Source organism: Acinetobacter sp. BD54 (genome assembly GCF_044778325.1).
In the GTDB taxonomy this organism is placed as follows: Bacteria; Pseudomonadota; Gammaproteobacteria; order Pseudomonadales; family Moraxellaceae; genus Acinetobacter; species Acinetobacter baumannii.
Genome location: NZ_JANJEP010000002.1, coordinates 24,338 through 43,586, shown reverse-complemented (window position 1 = coordinate 43,586; position 19,249 = coordinate 24,338). Strand labels below are relative to the sequence as shown.

General features: G+C 39.6%; 17 protein-coding genes and 1 pseudogene. 5 read left to right on the top strand and 13 right to left on the bottom strand.

Annotated elements, in window-relative coordinates:
• Positions 1–72 precede the first annotated feature (72 nt).
• The 4 genes from NQ782_RS02960 to NQ782_RS02945 form a co-directional block, all read right to left on the bottom strand.
• Complete coding sequence (locus NQ782_RS02960; RefSeq protein ID WP_000026485.1) at positions 73–1,488, bottom strand: OmpA family protein; 1,416 nt, start codon at positions 1,486–1,488, stop codon at positions 73–75.
• 213 nt (positions 1,489–1,701) lie between these two features.
• Positions 1,702–2,937 (bottom strand): dihydroorotase, encoded by a 1,236-nt coding sequence (locus tag NQ782_RS02955; RefSeq protein ID WP_000029362.1) that lies wholly within the window; start codon positions 2,935–2,937, stop codon positions 1,702–1,704.
• A gap of 12 nt (positions 2,938–2,949) precedes the next feature.
• A complete protein-coding gene (locus NQ782_RS02950) occupies positions 2,950–3,966 on the bottom strand; it encodes an aspartate carbamoyltransferase catalytic subunit (protein WP_000546639.1) in 1,017 nt (338 codons plus the stop codon).
• Between the two features lie 123 nt (positions 3,967–4,089).
• The gene (locus tag NQ782_RS02945) at positions 4,090–4,434 is read right to left on the bottom strand and encodes a hypothetical protein (RefSeq protein ID WP_000655897.1); all 345 of its coding nucleotides are present in this window, start codon (positions 4,432–4,434) and stop codon (positions 4,090–4,092) included.
• 239 nt (positions 4,435–4,673) lie between these two features.
• Between NQ782_RS02945 and rlmKL the strand changes: the two genes are divergently transcribed.
• Entirely contained in the window at positions 4,674–6,878 is a 2,205-nt protein-coding gene (rlmKL, locus tag NQ782_RS02940) for a bifunctional 23S rRNA (guanine(2069)-N(7))-methyltransferase RlmK/23S rRNA (guanine(2445)-N(2))-methyltransferase RlmL (RefSeq protein ID WP_057093608.1), read from the top strand.
• 26 nt (positions 6,879–6,904) lie between these two features.
• Here rlmKL and NQ782_RS02935 read toward each other — a convergent pair whose 3' ends face one another.
• On the bottom strand, positions 6,905–7,321 hold the full coding sequence (locus tag NQ782_RS02935) for a hypothetical protein (RefSeq protein WP_001060738.1): 417 nt from the start codon (positions 7,319–7,321) through the stop codon (positions 6,905–6,907).
• Between the two features lie 268 nt (positions 7,322–7,589).
• On the opposite strand from NQ782_RS02935, the gene NQ782_RS02930 reads away from it, so the two are divergent.
• Complete coding sequence (locus tag NQ782_RS02930; protein ID WP_057093610.1) at positions 7,590–8,078, top strand: CinA family protein; 489 nt, start codon at positions 7,590–7,592, stop codon at positions 8,076–8,078.
• A gap of 56 nt (positions 8,079–8,134) precedes the next feature.
• Here NQ782_RS02930 and clpB read toward each other — a convergent pair whose 3' ends face one another.
• Complete coding sequence (gene clpB, locus NQ782_RS02925; RefSeq protein ID WP_001210050.1) at positions 8,135–10,714, bottom strand: ATP-dependent chaperone ClpB; 2,580 nt, start codon at positions 10,712–10,714, stop codon at positions 8,135–8,137.
• A 300-nt stretch (positions 10,715–11,014) separates the two neighbouring features.
• On the opposite strand from clpB, the gene NQ782_RS02920 reads away from it, so the two are divergent.
• The gene (locus tag NQ782_RS02920) at positions 11,015–11,821 is read left to right on the top strand and encodes a peptidoglycan DD-metalloendopeptidase family protein (protein WP_057093463.1); all 807 of its coding nucleotides are present in this window, start codon (positions 11,015–11,017) and stop codon (positions 11,819–11,821) included.
• On the opposite strand, the gene NQ782_RS02915 is transcribed toward NQ782_RS02920, so the two are convergent.
• The 3 genes and pseudogenes from NQ782_RS02915 to NQ782_RS02905 form a co-directional block, all read right to left on the bottom strand.
• Positions 11,818–12,243 carry a GNAT family N-acetyltransferase gene (locus tag NQ782_RS02915; protein WP_001026236.1) on the bottom strand — a complete coding sequence of 142 codons (426 nt, stop codon included), beginning with the start codon at positions 12,241–12,243 and terminating at the stop codon, positions 11,818–11,820. The genes NQ782_RS02920 and NQ782_RS02915 overlap by 4 nt on opposite strands.
• 91 nt (positions 12,244–12,334) lie before the next feature.
• On the bottom strand, positions 12,335–12,757 hold the full coding sequence (locus tag NQ782_RS02910; protein ID WP_001195082.1) for an OsmC family protein: 423 nt from the start codon (positions 12,755–12,757) through the stop codon (positions 12,335–12,337).
• Between the two features lie 78 nt (positions 12,758–12,835).
• Positions 12,836–12,955: pseudogene (locus NQ782_RS02905) on the bottom strand (hypothetical protein).
• Positions 12,956–13,195: 240 nt separating this feature from the next.
• Here NQ782_RS02905 and crp point away from each other — a divergent pair.
• Positions 13,196–13,903, top strand: coding sequence for a cAMP-activated global transcriptional regulator CRP (crp, locus tag NQ782_RS02900; RefSeq protein ID WP_000203217.1), 708 nt, complete (start codon positions 13,196–13,198; stop codon positions 13,901–13,903).
• A 160-nt stretch (positions 13,904–14,063) separates the two neighbouring features.
• Positions 14,064–15,113: an NADP(H)-dependent aldo-keto reductase gene (locus NQ782_RS02895; protein WP_001159805.1), complete on the top strand. Its 1,050-nt coding sequence runs from the start codon at positions 14,064–14,066 to the stop codon at positions 15,111–15,113.
• A gap of 58 nt (positions 15,114–15,171) precedes the next feature.
• Here the strand turns inward: NQ782_RS02895 and NQ782_RS02890 are convergent, their stop codons facing one another.
• The 4 genes from NQ782_RS02890 to NQ782_RS02875 form a co-directional block, all read right to left on the bottom strand.
• Complete coding sequence (locus NQ782_RS02890; RefSeq protein WP_001034598.1) at positions 15,172–15,951, bottom strand: M48 family metallopeptidase; 780 nt, start codon at positions 15,949–15,951, stop codon at positions 15,172–15,174.
• A 116-nt stretch (positions 15,952–16,067) separates the two neighbouring features.
• The gene (locus NQ782_RS02885) at positions 16,068–16,385 is read right to left on the bottom strand and encodes a hypothetical protein (protein WP_000776215.1); all 318 of its coding nucleotides are present in this window, start codon (positions 16,383–16,385) and stop codon (positions 16,068–16,070) included.
• A 121-nt stretch (positions 16,386–16,506) separates the two neighbouring features.
• Positions 16,507–17,826, bottom strand: coding sequence for an adenylosuccinate synthase (locus tag NQ782_RS02880; RefSeq protein WP_000517792.1), 1,320 nt, complete (start codon positions 17,824–17,826; stop codon positions 16,507–16,509).
• Positions 17,827–17,890: 64 nt separating this feature from the next.
• Positions 17,891–19,057, bottom strand: coding sequence for an ATP phosphoribosyltransferase regulatory subunit (locus NQ782_RS02875; RefSeq protein WP_000155680.1), 1,167 nt, complete (start codon positions 19,055–19,057; stop codon positions 17,891–17,893).
• Between the last annotated feature and the right edge of the window lie 192 nt (positions 19,058–19,249).

Below are 19,249 nucleotides of genomic sequence, written 5' to 3'. Positions count from 1 at the left end.
ATTTATTTCTATAAAAAAAGCTTCTCAAAATGAGAAGCTTTTTTCAAATTAGAATTCAATAAAATCTGTTTTTTATTGAGCTACTGAAAACTCAATACGACGGTTTTTAAAGCGTCCTTCTTCGGTCGTATTGTCTGCAACTGGCTGTTCTGAACCATGGCCTTTAGCAACCAGTTTAGAAGCATCCACTCCTTTAGAAACTAAATAATCTACTACTGCTTGAGCACGTCGTTGAGAAAGCGCTTTATTAGCAGCGGCATTTCCTGTTGAGTCGGTGTGACCACCTACATCTAATTTAACACCAGACACTTTATTTAAAAGGGTTGCTGCTTGATCAAGAATAGCTTTGTTATCTGCAGGAATGTCACTTGAGCCACTCGCAAAGTTAATAATTTGTAAATTAAGTGCTTTAACTAGTGCGTTTACATCTACATTGTTCGGGTCAATTGCAGTTAAGGCTGTTTGTGAAGCACTTAAACTGTTGCTTACAGACTGTTCAGCTGTTTCTGGCGCTGCGGCAACAACTTCGGTATGTGGAACAAGTGCTTTTACTTTAGCAGTTAACGCTTCTAACGCTGCAGCATCACCTGCTTTCAATGTAATCTTGTCACCCACCCATTCTAAAGAAGCGTTTGGAATACCTTTTAATGCACCCAACACGCCTGCCAAAGCATCCTTATCGGTAAAAGCAGCCGCATAAGTTTGACTTGTATCAACATCACAATCTTTAGTAGCTGAAAAGACTTGTTTAACTTGAGTTTGTAATGTCGCTAAGAAACCTTGATCGCCAATTCCAGCCTGACACTGGCTCACAGCACCTTTATCATCGGTGCTTAAAGTTAAAGTAGCTGGAGCAGCCGCGGCCTCTACACCGCTTGCAGCTTTAGTTTCTGGTGCAGGTGTAGCTTCTTTATGCTGGCAAGAGCGCCACAACCAAGCAATTAATAACCCGAGAATAATGAGCGCAATAATGGGTAAAAAACCACGAGATTTACCCGTAGTCTCTGTTGCTGCTGCAAGTGGCGGTGCTGTCGATGAAGTTACAGAAGATAAACCAGCTCCAATACCTAATGGAGCTAATAAGCCCACGGCCCATCCTGGTAAATATGAACGGATCGTTTCAGCATGCTGACGTAAATAGTTCACAATACTTTGTTGATCATTTCCGGCAACGTCAGAAATTGCATTAAGGCTCGGTTTTAATGCGCTATTGAGGGTATTTTCGATTTCATTATTTGGTGCTGTACCGCTTAAATGGGTAAGCACAGTATTCTTAATTTGCTCATTATGAGAAAAAAGATCGGATAATGACGGAGCCAAACTGTTTTTCAATTGTCCTATAAGATCAGGTTTAGCAGCTAATAATGAAAGTAGAATTGGATAAAACTTAGATAAAGCGTTTGTTTTTTCGCCGAGGTATCCATCCTGATTATTTAATATTGTTGAAGATACTTTTTCTTTAAGCAGTTCTATAGGGTTTATCGACATTGGTTATTCTCCCGAATCTTATACGTCGTAACCAGCAACTTTTTGATTATTCAAATACTTCTCTTTGCTGATAGTTTTTTATTCTAATGCGCTCGAAATCTTTTGTTGTTTTTTAAATAATTTATATACAATTTTCCATCTAGTATTTACAAAACAGGCAGATCTTTATGATCTACCTGTTTATATTTTATATTGGCATTTTGCGGCTTAAAATTAAACAGCAAAAGTCTGTAAGACTTTACCTGTAAGCTTTTGGCCCAATAAAGGGGTGTTTTTCCCTTGAGATAAAATAGTGTCTTTACTTACAGTCCAGCTTAACTCAGGATCTACCAACACCCATCCTGCTTCAGCTTGCCAACGAGCTGTCATGTTTGCTACCTGTGCAGGAGCACTTGTCACTTTAGTTACCCATTCTAAAGGTTCAAATAGACCTTCATTAATGAGCTGAATACCTAAAGCCACATAAGTATCAAATGCAGTAATACCCGGTTGAGTCTCTGCAAATGGAGCCATTTTAGCTGAACTGCTTAAAGGCTCGTGGTGGGTACAGATTGCATCAATTACACCTTGTTTTAGACCCTGGCGTAAAAGCTCTTTATCTTGCTCAGAACGTAATGGTGGACGAACATGTGCAAGTGAATTGAAGCCATCAATTAGTTGCTCAGTTAAATGTAACTGATGCATTGCTACATCGGCAGTAACCGGTAAACCTTTTGCTTTTGCAGCACGAATTAATTCGACCGAAGCGCCACAAGACAACAAACCAAAGTGAGCTTTGACACCTGTCGCTTCAATCATAAGCAGATATTTTGCAATCGCTACGGTTTCTGCAATTGCAGGAATCATTGGTAAACCTTGACGTGATGCAATAAAGCCTTCATGAGCACAGCCATCTTTAGCAAGTTGTGGCTCTTCAGCATAGAAAACGACGGTTAAACCAAGACCCGCAGCGTACTCTAATGTACGAACAACGACATCATCATTTTCAAAAGCAGCATTCGCATTTGAAACAGCAGTACAGCCACCCTTTTTAAGACCTGCCATATTTGCTGGTTGCTTACCATTTAGACCTTGAGTCTGGGCACCGATGATATGCATGTGAATACCACCATCATGCCAAGCTTTTTCAATTAAACCATGAATAAGCGCACCGTTGTCTTGTACAATCGGCTTTGAGTCTGGCGGCGTAATGACGTGCAAAATACCGTTAGCACGTGCAGCTTTACCTTCTGATTTCAACGTTCCATGCTGCTGTTGGCCCGGTTCACGCAAACGTGCACACAAATCAACCATAGTTGGCATTAACCATTTACCCTGACCATCAATAGTTTGTTCAACCTGATCGACTGGGGCAATGAGCTTACCGTCTTGAACATATACAGTTTGTACGCTGTCTGTTTTTTGGATTGGGTCTAACACACGTACATTTTCAATTTTTACAATACTCATGTGATCCATTCCTTACAACGCAATCGCTTCAATTAAACCTTGTTCTTGGAGTTGCCCTTGCATAGACAACGCCAGCACAGCCATACGAACTGCAATACCGTTAGTGACCTGTTTTAAAATCACTGACTGTTCGCCATCAGCAATACTCGAATCAATTTCTACACCACGGTTCATTGGTCCCGGATGCATAACAATACAGTCCGGTTTAGCCAAGCTAAGGCGCTCTTTGTTCAAACCGTACATTCTGTAAAATTCAGATTGCGAAGATAATGCTGGTGAATCGATACGTTCATTTTGGATACGTAAAGCAATAATCACATCACAACCGGTAATGCCTTCATCCATGTTATTGAACAAACGAACATGGTCGCCATATTCTGAAAAACCAACCGGTAATAAGGTGTTCGGCGCAATCACACGGATATCTTTACATCCGAGTGTTTGAAGTGCAGCTACATCTGAACGCGCAACGCGAGAGTGTTTAATGTCACCAATAATGGCAACACTCAAGTCTTCAAATGGTTTTTTTGTCTCACGGCGAATAGTGAGCATATCGAGCATCGCTTGCGTTGGATGGGCATGACGTCCATCTCCGGCATTAATAATTGCGACTTTCGGACATACATCTTTAGCAATGAAATGTGCAGCACCTGAAGATGAATGACGTACAACAAAAATATCGGCAGCCATTGCTTCGAGGTTCCAAAGCGTATCTCGTAAAGTCTCACCTTTTGACGTGCTAGAACGTGCAATATCAATGTTCAATACATTGGCAGACAAACGTTTTGCTGCTGCTTCAAAAGTAGTACGAGTACGGGTAGAGTTTTCAAAGAAGAGATTCATAACCGTCCGACCTTCTAAAAGCGGGCGGTTAATTAAATTATTATTATCATCTAAAAAGCTTTGCGCGGTATCTAAAATCTTAGTGAGGTTTTCTTTTGAAAGGCCCTCAATCGTTAAAAAATGTTTTAAATTTCCGTCTTGATTGAGCTGAACCTGGCTCGGTTGATGCAACGCTGCAATATGCATAATGGATTCCTATGGGTCGAATCGCGAAAACGTGCATAGTGTAGCTGAATTCCGTTCTTTTCGCAGAAGAACTTTACAGAATAAGGCCCTAAATTGACCAGAAAATTTAGAGCCGTGCTCAGATTACCTTAAAGCACCAATATAATGATGTGGAACTTGTGCCCGATAAATGTCTTCGGCTGTGATTTCTGATTCTTCACTAGTTTGAATACTTACTGTCATTTCTTTTTGAGACTGCTCTGGTATTGAATCAGTCAATACCATTAATCGTTCAACACAGCGTTTTAATTCGTCATCTTCTGCTTCTAGTGCCAGTGCAATTACATATTTCGCATAGTCTTTATTTTGAACAACATACATTGCATCTATCACCCGTCCCGTTACTCTGCGCATACGCACATAAATTTGAGTAGCTAGTGTGAAAGCTTCTGCATTCGCTATAAAACCATTCCCCATCACATCTTTCATTTATATTCCCCTATGTATTCAAATCATAAAAATTGGTTAAAAACCATCAATAATGATTAATTAAATAAGTTTTATTTCGAAAGATTTAGCAAAATACATACCAGTTTTTATATTTTAAACTTTAAAAATCAATTTATTGGTTGCCAAGTGATAGGTTGCAATAATTTAAAAACTTTTAGACACCAAAATACGTTAAACTTTGCATCGTTAATATTTATATGTTTTGGTCAATCGAGTTTATGAATACCTCTTTACGTTTAAACCACTATTGGATTACTTGTGCTGATGGTTTAGAAACCCTCTTACAAGAAGAAATAGAACAGCTTGGCACCAAAGTGACAGAACGTAAAGCAGGACGTTTAATCATTGAAGGAACGCTTGAACATGCTTACCGTATTTGCATGTGGTCACGTCTTGCTTCACGTGTTTTACTTCCAATTCATACTTATGAACTTGAACGTACCCACGATGCACGTGATGTAGCTGAAGAGCTTTATGAAGGTGCAATTAGTTTTGATTGGTCACTTATTTTTGCACCACAAAGTACCTTTGCAATTCGCTTACACGCAGAGCGTGAAATTAAGGTAAATACGCAGTTTGCAACCCTTCGTGTAAAAGACGGTGTTGTTGATTCCTTTATGGAAGCTGTAGGTCGCCGCCCAAGTATTGATACCAAACAACCAGAAATTACATTATATGTGCTTGCGGGCAAAACCGAGCATACCTACTGTCTAGATTTATCTGGTGATTCATTACATAAACGCGGCTACCGTCGTTTCATGACAGATGCGCCAATTAAAGAAAACCTCGCAGCAGCAATTTTGCAAAAAGCCAAGCTTCAGGAACGTAACCCGGAAATTGTACTTGATCCAATGTGTGGTTCAGGCACATTTATTATTGAAGCGTTAATGATTTTAACTGATCGTGCGCCGGGTCTTGTACGTCGTTTTGGTTTTAATGGTTGGCATGGTCATGACCGTGAACTCTGGCTTTCACTCAAAGCCGAAGCAGCAGAGCGTCATGAAAAAGCACTTGAACAACCGTTACCTAAGTTTTATGCATACGATGCTGACTGGGAAGCTGTAAAAGCAACACGCGAAAACATTATTGCAGCAGGTTTTGAAAAGCTACTAGGCGATATTCAAATTGAAGAGCGCACTTTAGCAGACTGGCCAGATTTCGGTGCTGAAAATAAAACTGCTTTTATCGTTACCAACCCTCCATATGGTGAGCGCTTAGGTGACAAAGCTTCTAACCGTTCTCTTTACTTAGGCTTATCTGCCCTCTTACAAAAGAACTTCCCAAATCAATATGCAGCAATCATTGCCGCACAAATTGAACAAGCGGATGTTTTAGCATTTGAAGCACCAGAAACATTACGCTTAATGAATGGTAAATTACCGATTTATGTTCGTTTCGGTACAGTTAAACCTGAAAAAGTCACTCAACCATTCTTGGTAAACTGGCAAGCTCAACCTGTTGAAATGGAAGAAGCTCAAGACTTTGCTAACCGTTTGCAAAAGAACATGACTGCCTTGAAAAAGTGGGCAACCAAAGAAAATATCTATTGCTTACGTTTATACGATGCAGACCTCCCTGACTTTAACCTTGCTGTAGACTTATACGGCGACCGTTTACATGTTCAGGAATATGCACCACCTAAAAAGATTGATCCTGAAAAAGCAAAAAAACGTTTCAACTTAGCGCTTGCTGCTATTCGTGCGGTAACAGGATTAAATCGCGATGCAATCTTTATTAAAACACGTGCGCGTCAAACTGGTACCAATCAGTACACCAAACAAAGTACAGCCAATAAACGTTTCATCGTGCAAGAAGGTAAAGCTAAAATTTTAGTGAACCTAACTGACTACCTTGATACTGGTTTGTTCCTTGACCACCGTCAAATGCGTTTACGTATTGCTCAAGAAGCACGTGGTAAGCACTTCTTAAATCTTTATAGTTATACCTCGACAGCCAGCTTACACGCGGCCTTAGGCGGCGCTGCAAGTACAACCAGTGTAGATTTATCTAATACTTACTTGAGCTGGTCAAAAGAAAACTTCGTTTTAAACGGTTTAACGGTAGATCATGCAGACGAACAGCATATGTTCTTTGCAAGTGACTGTTTTGAATGGTTAAAAGAAGGTCATGAACAATATGATCTTATTTTTATTGATCCGCCAACATTCTCTAACTCTAAAAAGTTCCACGGTACTTTTGATGTGCAGCGCGATCACGTCTCTTTGATTAAACGTGCAATGAACCGCTTAACAAGTGAAGGTACACTTTACTTCTCAAATAACTATCGTGGTTTTGAGATGGATGAAGAGATCGAGGCTTTATATGACGTTGAAGAAATTACTTCTGAAACGATTGGACCCGATTTTAAACGTAATCAAAAAATCCACCGTGCATGGAAAATTCAACATCCTGGATTAAGTTAATCTGAATTTGAAAAAGGAAGTTATCATTACTTCACGGTAATGATAACTTCACCATGTACATTCTTTGACTCAAAATCATAACGCGTAAAACGATCAGCTCTTTCTGGCAGAGCAACCATTTCTAACTTTTTCTTCTCTTTTCCATCAATGACCTGATTTTGCTTTTGTTCTTGATAAGGTGATAACACACTTGTGCGCAGTGAATTCCATCGAACCTGCTGTAAATAGTTATCCCCTAGTGTTTGCCGAACTTGACGTTGCTCTATTTCTGGCTTCTTCGCATCATCTTGAGCTTTCGCAATAATTACGGGTAGAGCTGCCGTTACTGCTCCTGTTTGAGTTGCAAGCGCACTTTCATTCATAGGCTGCGCAGCCCATAGATTCGTCGGTAATACCGCTATACAACTTAAAATTCCCAGCACACACCCTTGCTTATTGTTCATCATGTTCATCCTAAAATTGTTATTGTTTGTTATATCGAATCAAACTAACAAGTTTTTAACCTTGTCGCAATGTTATAAAGAAACTTCCCGATAATTAGCATTGATCATTTTAAAACCTGAAATTCTTCACAGGCTTTTTGTGAATATTCAAATAGTTTTATAGATTTTTATCTTAGACTTGAACCAGATCCTTAGATCACTTAACGTGATTTTATAATTTATTTGTAGTTAGATTTATTCATAAATAAACACCATACGAGGTGGAATAATGCTTCAGCAATGCTGTCAGTTATTAGAAGACCGTTTACTTAAAGTCGCGTTTATTGAAAGTGCCAGTTCAGGTTACTTAACCAGTCAGTTTTCGATTCATAAAAATAGTGGTGCTGATATTTTACTGGGTGGGTTAGTCAGTTATGACCCCAGTATTAAAATCAGTGTTTTAAAAGTTGATCCAAAGTTAATTGAAACCTACACAGCAGAATCGCCACAAGTAACTGAAGAAATGTGCAGGCTTGGTCAAACCCTATTTCAACAAGCTGACATTGTTGTGAGCTGCACAGGTTTATTAAAACCTGGCGGAAGTGAAACTACGGAAAAACCTGTAGGTACTTTCTTTATTTGTATTTCTTATCTAGGACATATTTATCATTATCATTATTTTTTATCAGGTCATGCCGAACAAAAACTTAAAACTCTCACACAGAAAGTAGCAGACTCAATTATTGCGCTTATATCTTCAAATCAGCATAAAAGTTAAATATAAAAAAAGAGAATATGTTTCCATATTCTCTTTTCGGTTTTAGCAGAAAAAACTTAGCTGAGTTTCAGCTTATCAAACACTAAGTGACCATTTTCGCCTTTAACTAAAATGGTATCACCCGCAACAAAGTCACCTGACAAGATTTTTTGAGCTAGTGTATTTTCAACCTGTTGTTGAATTGCACGTTTCAATGGACGCGCTCCGTATACAGGATCAAAACCAGCGTCAATCAATAAGTCAAATGCACTGTCATCTACAGTTAAACTCATATCACGATCAACAAGTCGTGAGCGTAAGCGGTCCAACTGAATATCGGCAATGCCACGAATCTGTGCTTTTTTGAGTGAATGGAAAATCACCAGCTCATCAATCCGGTTAATAAACTCCGGACGGAAATGCTGACTTACCGCATTCATTACAATAGTACGCACTTCATCATCAGTTGCACCTTCACCAAGTTCACGTACATCTTGTGAACCCAAGTTCGATGTCATCACAATAACCGTGTTTTTAAAGTCCACTACACGACCTTGTGAGTCGGTTAAGCGTCCATCGTCTAACACTTGTAGCAAGATATTGAAGACATCTGGATGCGCTTTTTCAACCTCATCAAACAATACTACGCTATATGGTTTACGGCGAACAGCTTCGGTTAAAACCCCGCCCTCTTCGTAACCTACGTAACCCGGAGGCGCACCAACTAAACGGCTGACAGAATGTTTCTCCATGAATTCACTCATATCAATACGAATCATGGCATCATCACTGTCAAACAAGAAGTTAGCTAAAGCTTTAGTCAACTCAGTTTTACCAACACCTGTGGGTCCTAAGAACAAGAATGATCCGCTAGGACGATTCGGGTCAGACAAACCGGCACGTGAACGGCGAACAGCATTCGATACCGCAACGACTGCTTCATCTTGCCCTACAACACGGTCATGTAAGAACTCTTCCATATGAAGGAGTTTTTCACGCTCGCCTTGCATCATTTTAGCAACCGGAATACCTGTTGCAGCACTAACGACTTCGGCAATTTCATTTTCAGTTACTTTTGTACGAATGAGTTTTGGCTCTTCGTTTTCTTCAGCAACTTCATCTTGCTCCAATTGTTTTTGAAGCTCTGGAATTACGCCATATTGCAAACGTGCTGCTTCTGCCAAATCGCCTTCACGCTGAGCTTTTTCAAAAGCAATACGTGCTTTATCAAGTTCAACCTGAGCTTGTTTAGTGCCTTCTACCAGTGTTTTCTCAGCTTTCCACACTTCTTCCAAATCGTTGTATTCTTTCTCGACTTCAGCGATCTGTTTTTCAAGATGAGTAACTTCGGCCTTACTGCCTGCGTCTTCATCTTTTTTCACCGCTTCCAATTGCATTTTCAACTGGATTAAACGGCGATCAAGTTTATCAAGTGCTTCTGGCTTAGAATCGATTTCCATCTTAATACGAGAAGCTGCCTCATCAATCAGGTCAATCGCCTTGTCTGGTAATTGACGGTCTGTAATATAACGATGAGACATTTTCGCCGCAGCAATAATCGCTGAGTCTAAAATCTGTACGCCATGGTGAGTCGCATACTTTTCTTTCAAACCACGTAAAATCGCAATGGTATCTTCTACACTTGGTTCATCGACCAGCACTTTTTGGAAACGACGCTCCAAGGCTGCATCTTTTTCAATGTATTGGCGATATTCATCTAAGGTTGTTGCACCCACACAGCGCAACTCACCACGAGCCAACGCAGGTTTTAACATATTACCTGCATCCATCGCGCCGTCACCTTTACCAGCACCAACGAGTGTATGTAACTCGTCAATGAATAAGATGATTTCGCCTTCGTGTTTCGCCAAATCTTTTAAAACAGCTTTTAAACGTTCTTCAAACTCACCACGATACTTAGCACCAGCAAGCAATGAACCTAAATCTAACGATAAAACACGTTTATTCTTTAAGCCTTCTGGTACTTCACCATTGACAATACGTTGTGCCAAACCTTCAACAATAGCGGTTTTACCTACCCCAGGTTCACCAATGAGTACTGGGTTATTTTTAGTACGGCGTGACAAGACCTGAATGGTACGGCGGATCTCATCATCACGCCCAATCACCGGATCAAGTTTCCCCGATAAAGCCCGCTCGGTTAAATCAATCGTATATTTATTAAGTGAGTCACGTTGGTCTTCGTGATTATTACTCATGACTTTGTCACTACCTCGAATATTTTCAATTACTTTGCGTAAGCTGTCGGGAGTTACACCTACGGCACTTAAAATATTTTTTGTTTCACCAGTTTCTGCCAAGCCCAATAAAACCCAGTCAGTTGACAAAAATTCATCGCCAGCTTTTTGCGCGTATCGATCTGCCAAGTTGAGTGCTTTAACTGCTTCTGGGTTTAAATTGACATCGCCCGTCGGGTTAGCAATAGTCGGAGCATCTTTTAAAGCCTGCTCTAGCTTTTGTTTAAGTTCAGGTAACCGTGCACCTGCTTGTTGCAACAAACTAATATTGGACGGCTCTTCCAATAAAGTACTCAAAATATGAATACCTGCTATAGCTGTATGGTCTTTACCCATCGCTAAGGATTGAGCATCTGAGAGGGCTTGCTGCAAGCGGTTCGTAAATTTTTCAAATCGCATTCTTGTTATTCCTCACAACAAATTCGTACTTGTGTAATAGATGGGAACACTTTTTCGGATTTCAAATAAATTTTTATATATTTTTCATTAAGTTATAAAAAATACTGCGAGTAAAACTCGATTATAATATGGGTTTGTTTTGTATATATTTCAAGTACACTTCGGCTACATTTTATTAAATATCTTGAATATTTATATTTACTCTCATCTATTTTATGGTCTTCACAAAGACTTCATTGAGAATTCCCGAATTAAGAATTAATTTATCTTGCCAATTCCATCCTTTTTTTGAAATTAAAAATGCGCTTAAAACATATTATATTAACAACTTGTCTTTTCAGCTCGACTCTAGCAATGGCGGAGTTACCCCAAGATTCAAGAAGACCCGGTGGTATTGCAGTTATTCCTTTAACTTCGGATATTACTCAGGTCACTTTTCAACACAAACCGGTTTTAATTAGCCAAGAAGGACAGCAGCGTTATGCTGTTTTCGGCATTCCGTTATCTACTCCACTTGGTAGTGTTCAACTCGATACCAATAAAGCCCCTATTCAAATAGAAGTTAAATCTTATCCATATGCTGAGCAACGCCTTAAAGTTACCAATCAAGACTATGTAAATCCCAATCAAAGTCAATTAGATCGTTACGCTCAAGAAGCTAAAGAACAAAATGATGTATATAGTTCATTTACGCAAAGTTCGTGGCAAGCCTTACCAAAATTTATACGCCCAACTTCGGGTAAATTTACCAATTCTTTTGGAAGAAAACGCTTTTTTAATGGTGAAGAACGTGCTCCACACTCAGGTCTAGACATTCCAGCACCAATAGGCCAAAAAGTAATTGCTCCAGCAGACGGTGTAGTCGTTCAAACAGGTCATTATTTTTTTAATGGACAAACTGTATTAATCGATCACGGCCAAGGCTTAATTAGTATGTTTTGCCATTTAAGCGAGATAAAAGTAGAAAAAGGCCAGCATATTCGTCAAGGGGAAACTTTAGGTCTAGTCGGTAAAACAGGACGTGTCACAGGCCCTCATTTACATTGGGGAATGAGCCTTAACAATGCACGGGTAGACCCTCAACTTTTTCTAACTACGACTCATTAATTTAAAGCTTTACGAAAGTACTTTGGCGCTTCGACATAGCCTTCTCTTAGGTAAAATTGATGTGCCAAAGGTCTTTGTATCCCCGAATGAAGTTCCATTCGGTCACAACCACGTTGCTTTGCTAACCGTTCTGCTTCTTGCACAAGCAAATGTCCCACTCCTTTACTACGCATCTTCTCGTCAACACACAGATAACATATTTTGGCAAACTCACCTTGTAAGGCAATTTGTGGAATAAAATAAAGCGATAAAACTCCATACACTTTTAAATCGTCAGCTGCGACCAACGTAATCGCATTAGGATCTTTACTTAGTATTTGAAATTGTTCTTGAACTACTTTTAAAGGCTGTGAATATCCCATTTGTTTAAGTAAATAACATATGGTCTCGGTATCTTCCCATTGTGCTAAACGGATATTCACTTAACTCTCCTTTTATTTTTTAATTATTCTTATCATAAAAAAAGCCAACATGACTGTTAGCTTTTTATTTTTTAGGCATTCACAAATAAAATTACGCTGCTTCAATAATTTCAAAATCGTGAGTAATTTCTACGCCACCATCTGAAAGCATTTTACTTGCTGAACAATATTTCTCAGCTGATAGCTCTACTGCTTTTGCGACCTGTTTTTCTTTTACAGCTTTACCTGTCACTACAAAGTGTAAATGGATCTTGGTGAAAACTGCCGGAATTGCATCTGCTCTCTCAGCTTTAAGCTGACATACGACATTCGTCACATCTTGACGGGATTTCTTTAAAATAGTCACAATATCAAACGAAGCACACCCACCAAGTCCCATTAATATCAACTCCATAGGACGTGGTCCACGGTTTTCACCACCGTACTCAGGTGAGCCATCCATCACTACACTATGACCGCTCTCTGATTTCGCTTCAAAAGCAACATTCTCTAGCCAATGTACACTTGTTTGCATTGCAACTACCCAAAAAAAATTATAAATTTAAGCAGGGTCTGTTGACATTTCATCTATGGATTGCGTAATAGCTAAAAATTAATCCAAATAAAACGCAAAACACAGACAAGGGCAATCCTTTGTCCAGTTTTGTAATAAAGTTTGTTAAATTTCAGCCGGAATCTGAGGTGCAATTAAAGCATCTTTGATGCAGCGCAAGGCCAGATTTTTTGTTCGTTTCGTTGTTAAGCTCTATTGATTTAGAATGACTAAATTCCATAGTTCTTGCTTCGTAACGTCCAGAAAAATTGTCTTATGTCGCAACCATCTGTGAAATGTCAACAGACCCTTGTTTTGTACACTAACATAAAATGAGTTGATAAGGAATTTCATCTCTTCTGTGTAATAGCTCATCTCGAGCTTGTGTGAATTGTTTACCCTATTCGGAACATATCAAGCATGACTTCAAATTTTTCACAACTCAGCACAGATGCTTTATCTCCGGGGCAACTACCTGAATCCGTTAAAGCATTGTTAAAACGTGCTCACATCAACAGATATCCAAAACGAACCACAATTGTTGATGCCGGAACAGAGTCAAAATCTTTATATTTAATTTTAAAAGGCTCAGTTTCAATTATTTTACGTGAAGACGATGAACGTGAAATTGTTGTGGCATATTTGAATCCTGGTGACTTCTTTGGGGAAATGGGGCTTTTCGAACCGAACCCTCAACGTACAGCTGAAGTTCGTACCCGTGATGTCTGTGAAATTGCAGAAATTTCATATGACAACTTCCACGAACTGAGCAAACAGTATCCAGATCTCAGCTATGCCGTTTTCGCGCAACTCGTTCGTCGTTTAAAAAATACAACTCGTAAAATGACCGATCTTGCATTTATTGATGTGTCAGGTCGTATTGCGCGTTGCTTAATCGACCTATCTTCACAACCAGAAGCAATGATCTTGCCGAATGGCCGTCAAATTCGTATTACTCGACAAGAGATTGGACGCATTGTCGGGTGTTCGCGAGAAATGGTTGGCCGTGTATTAAAGACCTTAGAAGATCAAGGTATGATTCAAACTGACGGTAAAGCTATTCTAATTTTTGATACTTCATTAGAAGAAACCCCAGTCACTGACGAAGACTATGATGACGAAGAATAATTACTCGTAATTATTGAATAAAGAGCAAACTTCGGTTTGCTTTTTTTATATGCAACAATGAGTTAATACACAAAGCTTACAAACTATTCTGTTTTTATGATTTAAGTTGAATACATATTCTCCGTTAGGCTAACTTAAAATTTCTTAAGGATTTCGCAGTATGCAATTTAAACCACTTGGTCACACTGGCATTAACCTTCCTGAAATTTGCTTAGGTACCATGACATTTGGTGAGCAAAATACTCAACAAGAAGCTTTCGAACAACTCAATTATGCTTTAGAACACGGTTTATATTTTTGGGATACGGCAGAGATGTATTCCGTGCCTCCTAAGCCAGAAACATATGGAGCAACCGAAACCATCTTAGGCAATTGGTTTGCACAGCATGGTCAGCGCGATAAAGTATTCCTTGCTTCAAAAATTGCAGGTCCTGGTTTTGGTGGAACACATATTCGAGAAGGCCATACCAAGTTTAATAGTGAACATATTTCACAAGCAATTGATGGCTCTCTCAAACGCTTACAAACTGATTATATAGATCTTTATCAATTACATTGGCCTGAACGCCATACCAACTTCTTTGGAACACTCGCTTATGGTAATCAGCAAGCCCAAAATGATTACGATACTACTCCCTTAGAAGAAACATTACTCGCTCTCCAAAAAGAGATTAATCGAGGTCGCATTCGTTATATCGGCTTATCTAATGAAACACCGTGGGGCACCATGAAGTTTCTTCAGCTTGCTGAAAATTTAGGTGTGAGTAAATTTGTGAGTGTGCAAAATCCGTATAGTCTGCTTAATCGCACCTATGAAATCGGTATGTCAGAAATTGCCAAATATGAGGGTGTAGGTTTACTTGCATACTCTCCTCTTGCTTTTGGTTATTTAACTGGCAAATTTAGAAATGGGGCTCGACCAGCCAATGCCCGCGTTACACTCTTCCCTCGCTTTAGCAGATACAGCAATCCGCAAAGTGAATGGGCAACTGAACAATATGCACAGCTTGCTGAAAAGCATGGTTTAAGCCTGACTCAATTGGCTCTGGCTTTTATTAAGCAGCAATTTTTTGTGACGAGTACAATTATTGGTGCAACCAATTTAGATCAGCTCAAAGAAAATATCCAAGCTTTTGAAATCGAGCTTTCACCAGAGATTTTACAAGGCATTGAGGCTATTCATATACAACAGCCTAATCCTGCTCCTTAAAAACAAAAACGGATGCTCAAGCATCCGTTTTTAACATCAGTTCTATAAGTGTTAAAACTTACTTACGACCATTATAAATAGCTAATGCCGCAGGTAAATTCTTACGCATGTCATTAATACGTTGAGCGTTTGATGGGTGAGTAGACAAGAAAGATGATCCACTGCCTTCAAGCTTGTTCATTTTTTCCCAAAGCGTAATCGCTGCATTTGGGTTATAACCTGCACGCGCCATTAGCATTAAACCACCTTGGTCAGCACGGCTTTCCAAACTACGAGAATATGGCAGACCTACACCTACTTGCGTGCCTAACTGAGCCGCAGCCGCGCCTAGTTGACTCACATTACCACCATTAATCTGACTTAAGCCAATATTTAACGCTAAATCAGTTAAAGCTTGTGCGCCAATTTTACTTTTTGCATGCTCTTCCAAGGCGTGAGTCATTTCATGGCCCATAACTGCTGCAATTTCAGCATCAGTCAAGTTCAGTTTATTTACAATACCTGTATAAAACACGACCTTGCCACCAGGTGCAACGTAAGCGTTAATCGTATCTGACTTCAATACAGCCAATTGCCAACTAAATGGCTGGCCTGTCTGATTCATTTGATTCGCATAAGGTTTTAAACGGTTAAAAACCGCATTAATACGGTTATAGGTACTTGAGCTTGTATCTAAAGCACCTTTACCACGCGCTTCCTGCACCATTTTATTGAAACTTTGTGCAGATTGAGCATTTAAGGTTGCGGTATCTGCACCTGCCATATCAGCCATTGTGGCACAACCAGAAATTGTTACTGCACCTGCTGCGCACAAGCTTAGAACGAACTTTTTATTCATTAACATGGGTCACCTAAATCGTTAAAAAACTGTTTATTCTTTTGCACTTATTATAAGAAATACCACTCACGCTTTAAATCTCTCATTTCTTCACGATCATAGTATTTATGTAACGGTCAATTAGATAAAGTCATCAAATAAATCCAGAATATTAAACATATTATGTTTAAACCAAGATAAACGTGACTTAAAGTCTTAACTTTCTCTTCAAGATTAGGATTTTTCCTCTTCCAGAGTAAATAACTGTTTTGTATGAGAACAACAGGGATGAGGACACAAGCTATCAGGACAGAAAGACTCATAAATGCCGTCATGAAGAAGTCCGGATTATAATTTTGACCATAAATAATCAGCATTGCTAATGTGGGTGAACCACCTATAGCAAATAAAAAAGAATAAAAAATGGTTTTTGAAATAGTGGGTTGCAGCTTCATCCTGAGCCTATGATTCCTGAACTATATATCATGTTTTAATCTGAATCGAACCAAACCAAAACTGCACTTTAGTAGGGTATAAAAAAGCCCCCTTTTAGGAGGCTATTTTTATCTTTGCGAATTACGCAGAGAATGGATGACGTAAAATGATTGTTTCTGCACGGTCTGGACCAGTTGAAACGATATCAATCGGACATTCGATTAATTGTTCAATACGTTTTACATAAGCCAAAGCATTTGCAGGTAATTGGTCAATGCTCGTTAAACCAACAGTTGACTCGCTCCAACCTGGCATAGTTTCATAAATTGGCTTCAAGCATTCGAAGGAAACCGCATCAGAAGAACCTACACAACCTGAATCTGTATTTTCATAACCCACACAGATTTTCACTTCTTCTAAACCATCTAAAACGTCAAGTTTAGTTAAGCAAATACCTGAAAGTGAGTTTACATCTACAGAGCGGCGTAAGATTTCAGCATCAAACCAACCACAACGACGTTGACGACCAGTAGAAGCACCGAACTCATGACCCACAGTACCCAAATGTTTACCAATTGGGTCACCAGAATCACTCGCAGCATCGTAAACCAATTCAGTTGGGAACGGACCAGCACCTACACGTGTTGTATAAGCTTTCGTAATACCTAATACATAATCAAGATGTAAAGGACCCATACCTGAACCAGAACTTACACCACCAGCAGTTGTATTTGAGCTGGTAACATACGGATAAGTACCGTGGTCGATGTCTAGAAGTGAACCTTGAGCGCCTTCAAACATTACAGCCTTACCTTCTTTGCGGTAGTCATGTAATACTTTAGTTACGTCAATCACTAATGGAGCAAGAACTTCACGCCATTGGTTGCAAAGAGCCAATACGTCTTCAAATTTAACCGCTTCTACACCGTAGAACTGAGTCAATTGGAAGTTATGTAACTCTAGCATTTCGGCTAGTTTTTCTTCTAACGCTGCACCACCACGAACAAGGTCAGCAACACGCACTGCACGGCGCGCAACTTTATCTTCGTACGCAGGACCGATACCACGACCTGTAGTACCGATTTTAGCGTTACCACGTTTCTTCTCACGTGCCTGATCAAGAGCAATGTGGTTAGGCAAAATAAGTGGACAGTTTGGAGAAATGCGTAGACGCTCCTTAACCGGAACACCCTCAGCTTCCAAAATTCCCATTTCTTCAATTAATGCTGCTGGTGAAAGCACCACGCCATTGCCAATTAAGCACAATACGTTTTCACGTAAAATGCCTGATGGAATGAGGTGTAATACAGTCTTTTTACCACCTACGACAAGAGTATGACCTGCGTTATGTCCGCCTTGATAACGTACTACCGCAGCCGCCTGATCTGTGAGCAGGTCGACGATTTTACCTTTACCTTCGTCGCCCCATTGGGTACCAAGTACCACAACATTTTTGCCCATAATAGCCTCATTACATCATGCTGTTAAAATTGGAAACCATCAGTAAAAAACTTACTGCTGGCGTTTAAATCTTTTCAATATTCCATTGTCCGTTTTGCAATACCAATTGATGTGTTGCATAAGGAATAGAACTTAAATCATCATTACCTAACAATTGAACTACACGTAAACCCTCTGAACGCGCATTCGCAATTGCTTTAAGTAAATCAGCTTCTGTACCTTTAGGTGCCACTACAGTTTCGATTTCGGCAAACTGGTTCGCACCTAAAGCATATAAATCACAACTAAAACCGGTAGCCGGACGTGCACGACCGAAGTGTTCCCCAATACCATCATAACGGCCACCTTGCGCTAAAGGTGCGGCACGATTTGGTGCATAAACTGCATACATCAAACCAGTGTGGTAGTGGTAACTGCGAAGTTCAACCACGTCAATTCCAACATTAAGTGCTGGCCAACGGTTTTTAATCTGTTCGAGAGTGGTTTTAAGTGCATTTAATGCAGCATCAAATTCAGCATCTTTTAAAATATCTGCACTTAAATGCGCTTGTAAGGCATCTAAATCACTTGCATAACGGCCAAGTGCATAGAAATCTGAACCCATATTTAAATTTTGGGTAAATTCAGCTAACTCAGGTAATGCTTTTCTTTGATAAAGATCAGATAACTCATGCTCTTCATTTTTAGAAAGACCAGCATATTTTACTAAGCTACGAAATAGACCTACATGCCCTAAGTCTAAATGTGCGCCTTGCAAAGTATAGGCATTTTCAATTAGACCAAGCATTACGTCGACCATTTCGACATCAGCTTCAATACTATCGTGCCCATATAACTCTGCGCCTAATTGTAAAGGTGCGCGAGTCGCATTGAAATTTTGTGGTTTTGTATGTAATACAGTCCCTGCGTAACAGTAACGTGCAACACCTTCAACAGGTCTTACATGTGCATCAATACGTGCAACTTGCGGTGTCATATCAGCACGGATACCGAGTAAACGGCCTGAAAGCTGGTCAATCACCTTAAAAGTTACTAAATCCAGGTCTTGATTTGATTCTGATAATGAAGACAACGATTCGATGTATTCGATAAATGGTGTATATACCAGTTGATAACCTCGTACTGCGAGGAAATCTATAGCTTCACGGCGAAGTTTTTCAATGACTTGCGCCTGTTCCGGCAATACATCTGCTACCCCGTCAGGCAGCAACCATGTCTCTGAAATGGTCATATTTCAAGCCTAAAATCTGATCAACGTGGAACGACCCCACATAAAAAAATCGGGAACACACCCGATTTCTCTTAGTGTAGCATGATACTTTGTGCCATGCACCTGACAATTTGCATAAATCTTTCTTAATAAACTCTAAAGTCAAAAAGTAGACTCTATGAATTAAAAATAATATTCAAAGACTTATTGTTT

Coding starts and splice junctions, on each gene's coding strand:
- NQ782_RS02890 (WP_001034598.1), bottom strand. CDS start 15,951: ATGAATAAAAAGTTCGTTCTAAGCTTGTGCGCAGCAGGTGCAGTAACA.
- NQ782_RS02950 (WP_000546639.1), bottom strand. CDS start 3,966: ATGCATATTGCAGCGTTGCATCAACCGAGCCAGGTTCAGCTCAATCAA.
- clpB (WP_001210050.1), bottom strand. CDS start 10,714: ATGCGATTTGAAAAATTTACGAACCGCTTGCAGCAAGCCCTCTCAGAT.
- NQ782_RS02885 (WP_000776215.1), bottom strand. CDS start 16,385: ATGAAGCTGCAACCCACTATTTCAAAAACCATTTTTTATTCTTTTTTA.
- NQ782_RS02875 (WP_000155680.1), bottom strand. CDS start 19,057: ATGACCATTTCAGAGACATGGTTGCTGCCTGACGGGGTAGCAGATGTA.
- rlmKL (WP_057093608.1), top strand. CDS start 4,674: ATGAATACCTCTTTACGTTTAAACCACTATTGGATTACTTGTGCTGAT.
- NQ782_RS02935 (WP_001060738.1), bottom strand. CDS start 7,321: ATGAACAATAAGCAAGGGTGTGTGCTGGGAATTTTAAGTTGTATAGCG.
- NQ782_RS02895 (WP_001159805.1), top strand. CDS start 14,064: ATGCAATTTAAACCACTTGGTCACACTGGCATTAACCTTCCTGAAATT.
- NQ782_RS02945 (WP_000655897.1), bottom strand. CDS start 4,434: ATGAAAGATGTGATGGGGAATGGTTTTATAGCGAATGCAGAAGCTTTC.
- NQ782_RS02880 (WP_000517792.1), bottom strand. CDS start 17,826: ATGGGCAAAAATGTTGTGGTACTTGGTACCCAATGGGGCGACGAAGGT.
- NQ782_RS02910 (WP_001195082.1), bottom strand. CDS start 12,757: ATGCAAACAAGTGTACATTGGCTAGAGAATGTTGCTTTTGAAGCGAAA.
- NQ782_RS02930 (WP_057093610.1), top strand. CDS start 7,590: ATGCTTCAGCAATGCTGTCAGTTATTAGAAGACCGTTTACTTAAAGTC.
- NQ782_RS02920 (WP_057093463.1), top strand. CDS start 11,015: ATGCGCTTAAAACATATTATATTAACAACTTGTCTTTTCAGCTCGACT.
- NQ782_RS02955 (WP_000029362.1), bottom strand. CDS start 2,937: ATGAGTATTGTAAAAATTGAAAATGTACGTGTGTTAGACCCAATCCAA.
- NQ782_RS02960 (WP_000026485.1), bottom strand. CDS start 1,488: ATGTCGATAAACCCTATAGAACTGCTTAAAGAAAAAGTATCTTCAACA.
- crp (WP_000203217.1), top strand. CDS start 13,196: ATGACTTCAAATTTTTCACAACTCAGCACAGATGCTTTATCTCCGGGG.